At 49.4% G+C, this 14,822-nt stretch carries 9 protein-coding genes and 1 tRNA gene; 6 read left to right on the forward strand and 4 right to left on the reverse strand.

The window, feature by feature from the left end:
* The first annotated feature begins 14 nt into the window (after positions 1 to 14).
* Positions 15 to 1,928: an aminopeptidase P family protein gene (locus QUA99_RS18385; RefSeq protein ID WP_333239627.1), complete on the forward strand. Its 1,914-nt coding sequence runs from the start codon at positions 15 to 17 to the stop codon at positions 1,926 to 1,928.
* Here QUA99_RS18385 and QUA99_RS18390 read toward each other — a convergent pair.
* From QUA99_RS18390 to QUA99_RS18405, 4 genes are all read right to left on the reverse strand, one after another.
* A complete protein-coding gene (locus tag QUA99_RS18390) occupies positions 1,918 to 2,169 on the reverse strand; it encodes a hypothetical protein (RefSeq protein ID WP_333103119.1) in 252 nt (83 codons plus the stop codon). The two genes, QUA99_RS18385 and QUA99_RS18390, sit on opposite strands and share 11 nt — an antisense overlap.
* Positions 2,169 to 2,369 (reverse strand): hypothetical protein, encoded by a 201-nt coding sequence (locus QUA99_RS18395; RefSeq protein ID WP_333165950.1) that lies wholly within the window; start codon positions 2,367 to 2,369, stop codon positions 2,169 to 2,171. Before QUA99_RS18395 ends, QUA99_RS18390 begins: the two co-directional genes overlap by 1 nt.
* Before the next feature lie 49 nt (positions 2,370 to 2,418).
* Positions 2,419 to 2,491 (reverse strand) — tRNA-Thr (locus QUA99_RS18400).
* Between the two features lie 126 nt (positions 2,492 to 2,617).
* The gene (locus QUA99_RS18405) at positions 2,618 to 4,777 is read right to left on the reverse strand and encodes a WD40 domain-containing protein (RefSeq protein WP_333239625.1); all 2,160 of its coding nucleotides are present in this window, start codon (positions 4,775 to 4,777) and stop codon (positions 2,618 to 2,620) included.
* A 354-nt stretch (positions 4,778 to 5,131) separates the two neighbouring features.
* On the opposite strand from QUA99_RS18405, the gene QUA99_RS18410 reads away from it, so the two are divergent.
* The 5 genes from QUA99_RS18410 to QUA99_RS18430 all read left to right on the forward strand — a co-directional run bounded on the left by QUA99_RS18410 (position 5,132) and on the right by QUA99_RS18430 (position 14,739).
* Entirely contained in the window at positions 5,132 to 6,277 is a 1,146-nt protein-coding gene (locus tag QUA99_RS18410; RefSeq protein WP_333239623.1) for a sulfate ABC transporter substrate-binding protein, read from the forward strand.
* Between the two features lie 100 nt (positions 6,278 to 6,377).
* The gene (gene cysT / locus QUA99_RS18415) at positions 6,378 to 7,238 is read left to right on the forward strand and encodes a sulfate ABC transporter permease subunit CysT (protein ID WP_333239621.1); all 861 of its coding nucleotides are present in this window, start codon (positions 6,378 to 6,380) and stop codon (positions 7,236 to 7,238) included.
* Positions 7,228 to 8,103 carry a sulfate ABC transporter permease subunit CysW gene (cysW, locus tag QUA99_RS18420; RefSeq protein ID WP_333239619.1) on the forward strand — a complete coding sequence of 292 codons (876 nt, stop codon included), beginning with the start codon at positions 7,228 to 7,230 and terminating at the stop codon, positions 8,101 to 8,103. The genes cysT and cysW overlap by 11 nt, the downstream gene beginning before the upstream one ends.
* Positions 8,104 to 8,186: 83 nt before the next feature.
* Positions 8,187 to 8,546, forward strand: coding sequence for an NIL domain-containing protein (locus QUA99_RS18425; protein WP_333239617.1), 360 nt, complete (start codon positions 8,187 to 8,189; stop codon positions 8,544 to 8,546).
* Positions 8,547 to 9,303: 757 nt separating this feature from the next.
* Positions 9,304 to 14,739, forward strand: a complete 5,436-nt coding sequence (locus tag QUA99_RS18430; protein WP_333239615.1) for a DUF4347 domain-containing protein — start codon at positions 9,304 to 9,306, stop codon at positions 14,737 to 14,739.
* The last annotated feature ends 83 nt before the right edge of the window (positions 14,740 to 14,822 follow it).

Below are 14,822 nucleotides of genomic sequence, written 5' to 3' on the forward strand. Positions count from 1 at the left end.
CAGGAAATTTCCAAATGGTTGCCACGAACTTAAAAGCAAATACAAATACCCAAGATACCTCCGCTGCCAGACTGGCAGACTTGCGCGATTTGATGGCAGATTATGAATTAGATTGCTATTACATCCCAGCGGTTGACGAACACTTAAATTTATCAGTTCCAGCAACCAAGCAGCGACGGGCTTGGATGTGCGGTTTTACGGGTTCCGCCGGCGATTTGTTGGTTGGCAAAAAATGCGCTTGGTTGTTTGTGGATTCCCGCTATTACGAACAAGCAGAATTGCAAGTCGATACTGGAATTATTCAAATATCGAAACTCGGCTTAGAAGGAAATTTAACCTTAATTGAAACTTTAGAAAAACTGGCTGTAGAATCGGCAGAAAAATCAACTAAAATTCGCCTGGGTTTTGACCCGTTTACTGTAGCGACAGAGCAATATCAAAATTGGGTAAAAAAATTCGCGAATGCAGAGATTGAACTCATACCAATCAGGGAGAATTTGACAGACAAAGTGCGATCGCAAACTCCTTGGCAAACAGCAGAGACTTTACCCGCGATTGATGCAGAGCCCATATTTAGCTTACCTGCATCCCTGACAGGAGAAACCGCCGCCGAAAAATTAGCCAGAGTCAGGGAAGCCATGCAAAAAGCCAATATCGATGTGCTTCCGATTACCAACCTGAATCAAATCGCGTGGCTGTTCAACCTCCGAGGCTCTGATATTCCCCACATTCCCATTTTTATATCCTATGCCATTGTCACCACAGATTCAGCGTTTTTGTTTACAAATACCGAACGAATTTCACTAAAAATCAAGCAAGAATTGCGGGCAGATGTAACTTTGCTTCCCTACGCAGACTATCCGCATACCTTAGAAACTTGCGTAAATTTACCACATAAAGTCCGGGTACTTTTAGACCCGAAACACAGCACAGCAGGCACCTACCAGTTAATATTAAACCATCAACAAGCGCAGTTTTACAACATCGAAATAGTTTTTGAGACACATCCGGTAGAAGGGATGAAAGCTCGCAAAAATCCGGTTGAAATCGAGCAGATGAAATCAGCCAATTTCAAAGCAAGTCGAGCGAAAACTTTGACTTTAAAGTGGTTGACATATCAGCTAGAAAATGGTAATGTTTTGACAGAGTTTGATGTCAAAGAAACCATCGAAAGATTTTACCAGCAAGAAACAGATTTTCAGACTTTAACTTTTAGAACGATCGCAGGTGCGGGAGCCAATAGCTCGATCGTACATTACGGAACCCCCAGCCCAGAAGTCACCTTAAAACCCGGAGAATTGCTGCTGCTTGACTCAGGCGCGCAATATTTAGCAGGTACAACCGACGATACGAGAACAATAAGTATCGGAGAACCGACTGCGCTACAAATAGAACACTACACCACAGTTTTAATCGCGCACATCAACTGTGCAATGCAGCAATTTCCCAAAGGAACAACGGGAGCGCAATTAGATGCGATCGCCCGTGCGGTATTGTGGCAAGAACAGCTAGACTACGGACATGGCACCGGGCACGGAGTCGGCGCGTTTTTAGCCGGTCACGAAGGGCCAAACGGCATCAGCAAATCGGTGCAGTATCCCCTAGAAGCCGGAATGGTAACTAGCATCGAACCGGGATATTACGAACCGGGATGGGGCGGAATTCGCATCGAAAATCTCTATGTTGTCAGGGAAATGCCCTCCAAAAACGGTTCGGTTTGGTACGGATTTGAGTCTCTGACTTATATTCCGTTTGAGCGCAAATTGATAAATGTCGATCGGCTGTCAAAGACTCAACTAGCATGGTTGAATAATTATCACGCTTCGGTAGTGGAGAAACTGGAACCCGTACTTGATGCAGCAGCAATTGAATGGTTGAAAACAGCCTGCGCTGCGTTAGGTAAAATTGATGTTACTGTTAGCCAATAAGCCGATCGTACTCTGCGTGCGCGCCGATCCAAAACCACAAAATACCCTGCTCAATCCCTATACCCAAAGCTCGGTAGTCTTGTCCGGCTCTGACTGACCAATACTTGCCCACTTTTTTGAAATGCAGCGATGGATGAGTTGGATCGGCTTTGAGTAATTCGTAACATCGATCGGCTGAAAGCTTTACGGTTTCAGGTAAAGCGTTGTAGCATTCCCAAAATCGACGAGTCGTGTAGTGCATCAAATTTCCCGATAGCGCCCCGCCTCAAAATCTGCGATCGCCTCCTGGGCTAAATCTTCCAACTTACCGCCAGCAATATCTAGTTCTAACTGCACGTCCCAACGCCGATAATCCAACTCAAGAAACCATTCCAAAAGTTGATGAAACTTATCTGGTGGTAGATCGAGGATAGCGGCTTCAATTTGCTCGATCGTCAACATAGAGCTTGTGATTTGTAGATAGTTATATCTATCAAAATTATACTAATAAAGCTGGTGACAAGACTCGAACTTGCGACAGGCTGATTACAAATCAGCTACTCTACCAACTGAGTTACACCAGCAGTGAAACTTAATATAGCAAACTTATAGTCATCAGCGCAACCCCCCCAGCCAATTTTTTTTTCAAATTCGCTCAAAACCCCTCCCCGTAAGGGCAAAACCGAAATTGTCTGCCCGCTGCCAATTAACTAATCGCACCGCCAAATCTTAATCGTCCGATCCGCACTGCCGCTGGCGAGCAACTTGCCCGAAGGTGCGATCGCCACCGAGTACACCGTACCCGAATGTCCCTTAAGACTGCTCAACAGATCCCCGGTCTGCAAATTCCAAATATTAATCGTATTATCATCGCAGCCGCTAACCAAAGTCAAACCGTCCCCACTGATAGCAACCGAATCGCCCCGACTCACATAATTCTGCAAAATATGCAGCGCCTCATTCGTTCCTAAATTCGTTACACCCTTTCCCTTCGCATAATGAGTATTTAAAATCCGCAACAAACTGCCCGTGTGCAAATTCCGCAGCTTAATCGTATAATCATTGCTGACGCTAGCAAGAATCTGACCGTCCGGCGCGATCGCCACAGAATTCACCCCAACATTCAACCCCGAAAGAGTCCGCAGCAACTTGCCACTTTCCACATCCCAAACCTTGCTCGTTGCATCCGAACTGCCACTCGCCAATATTTTACCGTCCGGGCTAAAAACCACCGAATTCACATTGTCCGAATGACCCTTCAAAGTCCGCAGCAACTCACCACTCCGCAAATTCCACAGCTTAATCGTATTATCAGCCCCGCCGCAGCTAGCAATTACCAGGCGCTTCGGGTTAATCGCCACCGAATTCACCTCCATAGAATGTCCCGGAAAAGTACACAGCAAATCACCGCTTTGCAAATTCCAAAACTTAATTGTTTCGTCCGAACTGCCGCTGACCAACATTTTTCCGTCATAGCTAATAGCAACCGAATTTACGCGATCGGTATGTCCCGTCAGAGTGCCAATTAATTCGGCTGTTTCTAAATTCCAAATCTTAATAGTTTTATCCCAACTGCCGCTAGCCAAAATTTTGCCGTCAGGACTAATCGCCAGAGAATTCACAAACGATGAATGTCCCGGCAGCGTGTATACGCACCGCCATTTCAGATTTGTTAATTTGTGAGCTAATTCCTTCGCCCGCTTAGATGCAGCCTCAGCTTCCTCTCTGCGTTTGAGTTCAACCTCCTCCAAACGCTTGCGTTCAGCATTAGCTTTCGCCTCTCGCAGCGCCAGCCGCCGCATCTCTCCCTTATAGACTATTCGCTGCTGATCCTGAATTTCTTTAAGAGTTTCAATATAAGGTAGTGCCCAATCTTTAGAAAACCATTCCTGAGCAAATTCCGCCTCTAAATTAAATAGCTGAGGTTCGTGAGTAAAATCGATATTTAAATAATACAAATCAGCTAAAAAAGCCGCCAATAACTTGTGAATTGTCACAATTATTTGCCGAATAATCCGCAGGCTCAGTTTTTCATCTTTCCCCTCCGCCTCCAACTGGTGGTAAACCTCTTCCCAATTCCAAGGCTGCATCGCCACTAGAGAAACGCTCTGATTGATGATTCCCCAAAAACCGACATGAAAATTAACTTCATAATCGCTGATATCGCTGTACAGTATAGCTGTCGGTACGGGAGACAAAACAGTCTGCAACCGCTCCACATCAATATCAGAAATTGCCTTTTTGAAATAGTCTCCGTAAAACTGAACCGGAGACAAATCTCCGTGCTGGGGGTAGTGCTGGTTTAAAAAAGCTCTCAACTTAGCCGGCAGCTCGATATTCAGATTGTGGCGAAACGAATCAGGGCAATCTTGGCTAATTTTTGCGGGAGCAACTAACAGCAGCAATCGGTGCTGCTGCTGCTGCAAAATCTGTTCAGTTTCCTGCCTGCTCAAATTAGAAAACCAATTGTCTCTGTCCCAAATAGTTTGAATTTCGCTCAGCTTAACTCGAATTGCTTCTGATTGAAACTCCCGCATTAAGTCGCGGCAAAGCCGGCTAATTGCCCGCTTATCTCTCACTTCTTCTGCCTTAATTCGATTAGCGCGTTCTTGCTTTACCCATTCTTCTTCTGCACCCGCGATCGCGATTAATTCTTGTTCTCTGGCCTGCTGCCTCTGCAAATATCGCACTTGGGCTTTAATCCAGCGCGGGTCTTTTTTGATTTGCTGGTTCAAAGCACAAGAACCAGACGGCTCAATTTCTGCATACCGTTCGTTGACAGCGCTTGCGCCCAATCTTTCTCCCAATTCAGAGGCTACAGGCTTCAACAGTTCAATTAGGGTGTCTGAGACGGGGCGGGGTAAGGACATACCAGTTAAAAGTTTTTCTTACTTAAGGGCGATCGCGCGAGTCAGGCGTACCCCCTGGGGCTGGGCTCTTGCATTTGGGCGATCGGTCAGCGTATCCGTAAGGCGTATCGTGCAGCCGCGCCAGCTTAGCACCTTAACTCAATAATAATATTTATTTATGCACTTTACATTTTCCCTCGAATCTGGCTCGAAAGCACCGACGGAAAAGACTTCAGGATATTCGATCGACCCTGAGTTCCCCCAATTTGTTTTTTTTGTTGCCATTTGACTCGCTCTTGTCTATAATCATACTTCACAACCATATTTACGGTATTCCGACCTAATAACCGTACTTTTACTAGAGGAACAAATATAATGAGTCCGTGGCAACGCCTAACTCAACACCTTCAGTGGCAGCAACAGCCACCAGCCAGCACAAATCAATCATTTACTGCGCTCAAAAGATTTGTGTCGCTATTTTTAGTGGGAATAAGTTTAAGTCTCGCCGTTGCATCCTGCGGTCAGGGAACCAGCAACAACCCCGGATCCAGTCCAGGCGGTGCTGGCCCAGCAGCCAACAAAGGCAACGTAGAATTAACCCTAGTATCCTTCGCCGTCACCAAAGCCGCCCACGAAGCCATAATTCCCAAATTTGTAGAACAGTGGCAAAAAGAAAAAGGCCAAACCGTCACCTTCAACCAAAGCTACGGCGGTTCCGGTTCCCAAACTCGGGCCGTAATTGACGGTTTAGAAGCAGACATCGTACACCTCGCCCTCGCCCTCGACACTGCAAAAATCGAAAAAGCCGGACTCATTGAGCCCGGGTGGGAAAAAGAAGTCCCCAACGAAGGCATAGTCAGCAAATCTGTAGGAGCAATAGTTACCCGCGAAGGCAATCCCAAAGGCATCAAAACTTGGGAAGATTTAAGCAAAGACGGAGTAAAAGTGATTACTGCCGATCCCAAAACATCAGGCGTTGCCCGTTGGAATTTCCTCGCACTTTGGGGCTCGGTTGTTAAAACCGGAGGAGACGAAACCAAAGCATTAGACTTGACTACTAAAGTCTACAAAAACGTCCCGATTCTGACTAAAGATGCCCGCGAAGCCACTGATGTATTTTTCAAACAAGGGCAAGGCGACGCCTTAATTAACTACGAAAACGAGATTCTTCTGGCAGGTGAGAAAGGCGAAAAACCGACTTATAGTATTCCCGAAGTCAATGTTTCGATCGACAATCCGATTGCCATCGTCGATAAAAACGTTGATAAACACGGTACTCGCGAAGTCGCCGAAGCATTTGTCAAATTTCTCTACACCCCAGAAGCTCAGCGAGAATTTGCCAAAGTAGGCTTCCGCCCAGTAGATGCGACAGTAGCCGCAGAACCAGAATTTGTCAAAAAATATGCCCCCATCAAAACCCTATTTACAGCTCAAGACTTAGGAGGTTGGGGAGATATTCAGCAGAAATTCTTCGATGACGGAGCTGTTTTTGACAAAATCCAAGGTTCAATTAAACAGTAGTGGTCGGGGCGGGTTTACGAAATGATTGGTTTTAGGCAATTATTATTGGTAAAACCCGCCCCGACAGCAATTATTCTTTCCAACTTAAAACTATTGACTTATGGCTGAATCATCTGCAATCAGTAACCCTCAATCTCCGATCGAAAATATCAAAAAGGCGATCGGCAAAATCACATTACCTTGGGGCATCACCCTAGGCTACCTCAGCTTAATGCTCTTGCTTCCAGTTGCAGCAATGCTGCTGAAAGCCAGCACAGCCAACCCCGCTGAATTTTGGAAAATTGCCACCAGTCCGATCGCCCTTTCCGCCTACGATGTCACCTTCTTTACGGCCTTAATGGCCGCATTAATTAACGGAGTATTCGGCACATTAATTGCCTGGGTATTAGTCCGCTACGACTTTCCCTTAAAACGGGTTGTCGATGCAGCAGTCGATTTACCTTTTGCACTGCCCACCTCCGTCGCGGGTTTAACCCTCGCCACAGTTTACAGCGATAACGGCTGGATCGGCGGGCTGTTTGCACCCTTGGGAATCAAGATCTCATTTACTCGCTTGGGCGTAGGAATAGCCATGATATTTATTTCCTTGCCCTTTATAGTGCGGACTGTACAGCCAGTTTTAAACGAAATGGAAAAAGACATCGAAGAAGCAGCTTGGTGCTTGGGTGCTTCTCAATTTCAAACTTTCTGGCGAGTAGTTTTACCCCCGTTATTTCCGTCTATTTTAACCGGAGTTGCCCTCGGATTTTCGCGAGCCGTTGGCGAGTATGGCTCTACTGTAATTGTAGCTTCTAACATACCCTTCAAAGATTTAATCGCGCCAGTATTAATTTTTCAAAGATTGGAACAGTACGACTATGCAGGAGCAACAGTTATCGGCACTATCCTGTTAGCTATTTCCCTGGCAATGCTGTTCGCAATTAATTTATTACAAGCATGGAGAAGACGCTATGACGGCTAATATCAATTCACCCGCTGATTACAAATTTCCGCCCAGTGGTTCTAGTCGCAGTCAGGAGAAAGCCTGGGTAAAACCAACTTTAATCGGAATTGCGAGCGGCTATCTTGCTCTCGTCTTATTCATCCCCATGCTCAACGTTTTTTACCAAGCTTTCCGAAAAGGATTTGAGCCATTTATTTCTAACTTAACCTCGCCCGATTTTCTGCATGCAGCCCAACTTACCCTGATAATTTCTCTGATAGTTGTGCCTGTAAATACAGTCTTCGGTTTGTGTGCAGCCTGGGTAATTGGCCGCAATAAATTTCCCGGGCGCACGCTATTAATCAGCATTTTAGACGTGCCGTTTGCCATATCACCGGTAGTTGCAGGTTTAATGATTGTACTGCTTTACGGTCGGGTGGGATGGTTCGGACCGTGGCTGGAGGCGGCAAATATTAAGGTTATTTTTGCATTCCCTGGAATGGTACTGGCTACTGCTTTTGTTACCTTGCCTTTTGTGGCCCGCGAAGTGATTCCTGTTTTGGAAGAAGTGGGAACAGATCAAGAAGAAGCGGCGAAAACTTTAGGAGCAAATGACTGGCAAATTTTCTGGAATGTCACCCTTCCCAGTATTCGCTGGGGATTGCTTTACGGAGTAATTTTGACCAATGCTAGAGCAATGGGAGAATTTGGAGCCGTCTCTGTGGTATCGGGAAATATTGCTAAAAAAACGCAAACTTTGCCTTTGTTTGTAGAGGATGCTTACAAGCAGTATGCGACACAAGCCGCATTTTCAGCGGCGGTAATTCTAGGTTTTTTAGGAGTTATTACCCTTGTACTTAAGGAGATTTTAGAACGAAAAACTAGCATTAAAGAAGTTGAATAACAGTCATTTGTCATTTGTCATTAAGGCTGTAGGTATGCAGCTTACACCTCATCCCTGAAACCAGTAAATATTAGGAGGCCCAAATGTTAGCTCACAACAGTAGCGAATCTAAATTTGAGGGTATAAGTGATTTTCACAAAACCCAAGAATCAGACCTTCCCAAATCTGAGAATGGCGACAGCAGACAAACTCAAACCCGAATTCGGATTCGGATTCCTAAAGAATACCATCAGGAACCTGTCATTTCTCACCTGATTTCTGAATACGGTTTGACGGTTAATTTTAATGCTGCGTTTTTGGGTGTCAAAACTTTAGATGACGGTTGGTTTGATTTGGAACTTAACGGTACAAGTAAACAGATTGAAACCGCTCTGATGTATCTCAATGATTTAGATGTGGAAATCTGGAGCAATTCCAATAATCCCGATGAAGAAACTTGGTAATTAGTCACTTTAGGACGCAGAAACCGGGAATAGGAAAGAAAATTCTGCGTTTTCCAGAATTTTCTTTCCTATTCCCGGTTTATTGAGTCTAATATTGTCCGGGTATTTTAGTCATGAATCAGCATTCATCAGTCATATGTAGTCTTGTAAAATAACTGTTATCACGTTTGTACTAAGGAATGCAAGTCCTCTGAGTTTTATGAGGAATTGCATTCCTTACTACAAACCACTGTGATTGCGGTTGTTCGATCGCACATACATATCATTCAGCAGCTAACCACTACCAAATAATATCAGCTTACAGCTACAGTTAGGGACGCAAAAACCCGGTTGCTTCACGTAATTTGGTCATATACCCTCAAACGCCACAAGGAGAAACGGGGTTTTTTTGGGAAGCGTGGGTTCAAGACTTAGCTAATAACGGTGACTGAGGACTCTTGACTAATAAGACTTACGCAAGGAATCATTTTTTACACTATCTGTAGTGGTAAGGCGCGCAGTGCGCACCTACACGTAGATTCTGTGCGTCAGTCCTGACTAACAAAGATCGATCGCCATCCGTTTATTTGATTGACAATTTTTATAAAATCTGGTATTTTTTCTATCTCTGCTATATCAAAAAACAGCGCGCCAGTCTTCTCCAACATTGATTTGTAACAGTCGGAACAATATCCCCCTTTAAAACTTCTCAACAATCAAACTAACTCAGTTAGGCGAAGGGAGCATAAAAAAAGATTTTTGTCAATATTCAATTGAGGTGAAGGTTAAGGGCGATCGACTCTCCTCCGCACCGGAAAAAGAGCGATCGCTGCTGCGGTTGGTTTGTGCTATGAATTTGATGTGCGTGTACCAGGAGAATTTGATCGTGGAACTTTATAAAGAACCGAAACACCAGATAGTTTTTGCAGATTCACAAGTTACAGATTGCGAAAGTTTAACAGAAACGGCCAATCCCGATACAGAAATTGTTATTCTGAAAGCCGATCGCGACGGCATCGAGCAAATCGCCGAAACACTTAAACAGCGGAAAAACATTGCAGCCGTCCACATTTTGTCTCACGGCGCAGCAGCCAGCTTGCAACTGGGGGGAACAGAACTCAATCTCAGCAACATTGAAAGCTACCGCAATTATTTAGAAAAATGGTTTGCTTTGCCAGCAGCCGAAGCAAACTCGAACTCTCCAATTACAGCTAAACCCGAAATTCTGCTTTACGGTTGCAACGTCGCCGCCACAGAAGCAGGTGTGGCTTTCGTCCAAAGGCTGAGCCAGCTCACGGGGGCAAATATTGCCGCTTCAGACAACTTGACCGGGAGTGCCGCCTTGGGTGGAGACTGGGAACTCGAAGTAACTACCGGCAACATAGAAACACCTTTAGCATTTTCTGCTGACGCGAGGGAAGCCTACAGCGCAGTTTTAGTCGCCACATTTGGCGAATTGCAAGATGCGATAACTCTGGCTAACGCTTTGCCCAATGCAGACACGATTCCCATCACCGGCAACATCACCTTCGGGCCCGGACAGGTTCTGCCCAGGATTTCCACCCCCATCACCTTTACTGGTGGAGGTTTCACCCTAAATCTCGGCAATAACCGGGGCTTCTTCATCGACAGCGCCGGCAGCCCAGTCACATTTTCCAACCTGACAATTACCGGGGGCAGATCGACAGGTGCTGCCGGCACAGGCGGCGGCGGGGGTGCTGCCGGGATGGGCGGCGCACTATTTATCAACAGCGGCACTGTCACAGTTAACAGCGTGACCTTTACTGGCAACAGCGCTACAGGTGGCGCGGGCGGCGCGGCCCCCGTCGCTCCCGCCACCGCAGGGCCTGGTGGCAACACCGATTTTGCAGATCTCTTTCCCTTCGTGTCTGCAGGCGGCCCCGGTCAAACTGGGCTTACCGGGTTGCAAAGCATCGGCGGTAATGGCGGCCCCGGCGGTACGGGGGGTGATGGCGGCGCGGGCAGTGGCGGATTGCCCGGTACGGGTCTTAACGGCGGCCCCGGAGGCCCTGGCGGTACGGGCGGCGCTGGTACCGGGGGAACTAACGGCGGTACGGGCGGTGCTGGCGGCGCTGGCGGTACGGGCGGCTTCGGAGGAGGAGGCGGCGGCGGCGGCGCTGGCGGCGCTGGTGGCGTCGCCGGCAGTGGCACAGCAGGTGCAGCCGGCCCTGGGGGCATTGGCGGCGCTGCCGGTTTCGGAGGAGGCGGCGGCGGCGGCGGTGGCGGTGTTGGCGGCAACGGCGGTGTCGGGGGCTTCGGAGGTGGCGGCGGCTTCGGTACCGCAGGCGGAGCCAGCACGACAGTCGGAGCTTTCACCCCGGGCGGAGCAGGCAGCCCCGCCGGTGGCGGCGGCGGTGCTGGTTTGGGAGGCGCAATTTTTGTCAATACTGGCAGTTTGACCCTGAACAACAGCACTTTGTTCAGCAACACAGCAACGGGAGGTGCTGCTGGTGGTGCGGGGGCTGCACCGGGCCAGGGCGCGGGGGCCGCGATTTTTGTCAACAGCGGCGCTACTGCAACTCTGACTAACAACACCATCACTGCTAACACTGCTACTGCTACTGCTCCTGCTGTTGCTGTGGGCGGGGGTATTGCTACTAACGGCGGTACTGTGAATGTCAGAAATTCGATCGTCGCGGGGAATTTGGGCGGCGCGAATCCTGACGTGTTCGGGACATCCTTCGCTGCCACCAGTATCCGCAATTTGATCGGGAACGTTGCTGGTAGCAATTTACCTGTCGCCCAGCAACTGACGGTTCCTATAGGAAATGTCATCGCACCTGCTGCAGGATTGAACCAGGCTACAGGCGTTCCCCAGACTTATGCTTTGGCTGACAGCACTGCGACACTTAATCCGGCGATCGATGGCGGGGATGCCACGGCTGCGGCTGCTGCCGGCGCGACTGACCAACGGGGTACCGGCTTTCCGCGGACGATCGGCACTGCTGTTGATATCGGCGCTTACGAGTACGGCCCGATCGTCACTGGCCTTAAATATAACGACGTTAACGGTGACGGCGTTCGGCAGGTGGCAACTGAACCGGGCCTCCCGGGCTGGGTGATTTCTGTAGGTACCAAGAGCGCTACCACCGCAGCCGACGGCACTTATACCCTGCGCGACGTAAAAACAGCTACTCCGATTACAGAAGCCCCGCCCGCTGGAACCCCTGCGACTGCTTGGGTGCAGACTGTCGGCCCGATTCCGGCAAATACGGGTATTGTTAATGTCACGGGTGCCAACTTCGGTAATTTCCAGAAAACATCGATCGCAGGCAAAACCTACACCGATCTGGCGGGGAACGGCTTCACTCCCGACGACACTACACTAAACGGCGTCACCGTCAACTTATACAAAGACACCAACGGCAATGGCACGCTAGAAGTCGGCACAGATACTGTTGTCGGCACTGCCCAAACGACTGCAGGAGCCGGAGATTACACATTCTCCGATATCGGCCCCGGCAATTACCTGATACAAGCCACTCCTCCAGCCAACTCCAGCATCTCTTTCCCCGCTGCCGCAATTCTCGTTAGCGCCCAAAGCGGTAATGCTGTCACCGCTCAAAACTTCGGCGTTTTCCAAAACATCACTGTCAGCGGCACCAAATTCACCGACCTCACCGGCAACGGCTTCACTGCTGACGACACGCCCCTCAACGGTATTACCGTTCGCTTGTTCAAGGATACTAACAATAACAGCACTTTAGATACCGGCGACACCGAAGTCGCCAGTCAACTTACCGGGACAGCGCCAGCGGCGGCTGGGACGTATAGCTTTGCCAACGTTGGTTCCGGTCGGCACTTTGTGAGAGAAGACGTGCCGACAGATTTCTCACAAACCGCCGGTCCGGCTTTTTATACAATTAACCCGGTCAGCGGCACAAATATTACAGCTCAAAACTTCGGCAACTTCCAGCTAGGCAAAATCAGGGGGATCAAATTTAATGACCTCAACAAAAATGGCATCCAAGATGCGCCAGCAGAACAACCGCTAGGAGGCTGGACAATCTACGTGGATGCCAACAATAACGGCACCTTCGATGCTGATGAAGAAAGCGAAATCACCGATGCTACGGGTCAGTATGAGATCGACGACCTTACAGCCGGCACTTATACAGTGCGGGAAGTGCCACAAACCGGCTGGACGCAAACTGTGCCCCCCGTCAACCCAGCCACGCCTACTCTTTCAGGCGCGTTTACGATCGCCGTCACCAGCGGCACAGACTCCCAAAACAACAATTTCGGCAACTTCAAGCCCAACTCGATTAGCGGTCTGAAGTTCAATGACATCAACACAAATGGCATCCAAGATGCGCCAGCAGAAACAGGACTACCCAACTGGCAATTCTTCCTCGATACCAACAACAACGGTACTCTCGACACCGGGGAACCGAACACCCTCACCGATGTCGCGGGCAACTACAAATTCATCGATTTGTCAGCCGGAACCTATAAGGTGCGGGAAGTCTTGCAGCCTACTTGGACGCAAACTACCGCCAACCCCGCCGACATCACTGTCACCAGCGGCCAAGACATCGTTAACATCAACTTCGGCAACTTCCAGTCGAGCACCATCAGCGGTCAAAAATTTAATGACCTCAACAACAACGGCGTTAAGGATGCCGGAGAATTGGGGCTAGCTAACTGGCAAATATTCCTCGACAGTATCACTCCGGATGGATTGTTTCAGCAGGGCGAACCCACTACCATCACCGATGCCGCAGGCAACTACACTCTTAAGGACATACCCGCAGGTACTTTCCAGATCAGGGAAGTCCAGCAAAACGGCTGGACGCAGACGACCCCCAACCCCGCCCCCGTTACGGTAACAGGTGGAGATAACATCACGGGCATTGACTTCGGCAACTTCCTGCCCCAACCGGGTACGATCCGAGGTCTGAAGTTCCAAGACAGCAACAACAATGGCACTCAGGATGCTGGAGAACCGGGTTTGCCCAATTTCCAAATTCAGTTAACCAATGTCGTAGCTGGAACTGCTCCTGCTCCTGTTACTACTACCACAGACAACAGCGGCAACTACCTGTTCGCGAACCTAACGCCGGGAACCTACCGCGTCCGAGAAGTCAACCAAACTGGGTTTACCCAAAGCACTGCCGACCCCGCCGACATCCTCCTGACTTCGGGCGCTATTGTCAGCGGCATCAACTTCGGGAACTTCCCGACGCCTGTAACGACTCCGACGCCGACACCGCCTGAACCGACGCCGACACCGCCTGGAACGACACCGACGCCTGCACCTGTACCGACACCGACACCGACGCCTGAACCGACTCCGACGCCTGTACCGACGCCTGAACCGACACCTGCACCTGTACCGACGCCTGCACCGACGCCTGCACCGACACCGACGCCTGCACCGACACCGACGCCGACACCTGCACCTGTACCGACAGATTTGGTTTGCCCTCAGGACTTCCCCAGGATTGTCGCTCCCAATTTGCCCCCCGGTCGGACTGGGGGTAATGCGATCGACGGCCCTAACGGCGACGAGACGATCGTGGGTACTGCCGGCAGTGACTCTATCTTCGGATTGGGCGGCAACGATTTGATCTTTGGCTTACAGGGTGGCGACTATATCAATGGCAATACGGCCAACGATACTATCTACGGAGGCATCGATAACGATACTCTCTTCGGCGGCAAAGGCTTTGACCTGATTTTTGGCGATCGCGCTAACGATACAATTTATGGCAATCTTGGCAACGACTCGATCTCTGGCGACCAAGGCAATGACCTGTTGTACGGCGGCAAAGCCGATGACGTAATGTTGGGAGGCGCTGGGGATGACGTGCTAATTGGCGATCGAGGCAATGACACTCTCTGCGGCAACGACGGTAACAATACCTTAATTGGCGGCAGCGGCGATGATGTGCTCTTTGGTGGCCCCGGCGATGACTTGCTCTTTGGCGGCATTGGCAGCGATACTCTGATCGGCGGCAGCAGCAATGGCTTTATCTTGGCAGCGGGCGGGGGAATTGACACCATTATCAACTTCACGGAAGGAGTTGATGAGCTCGTCTTGGTGGGAGGCTTGGACTTCAATCAACTGTCATTTACCGAAACTAATGGCTCCACGGCGATCGGAATCGCGGGCAGCAACCAGATTTTGGCTGTAGTGACGGGCGTGCTGCCGAGCCAGTTATCGGCTCAGAGTTTTAGCTTGCTGGTTTAGTCGGCAGATAAAGCTCGGCAGTGGAAACCGATCCTACAGTTGCCTGTAGTCCCTGCTGAGAGAGACTACCGAGAAGCAGAGCC

The organism is Microcoleus sp. F10-B2, from assembly GCF_036704965.1.
GTDB lineage: Bacteria > Cyanobacteriota > Cyanobacteriia > Cyanobacteriales > Microcoleaceae > Microcoleus.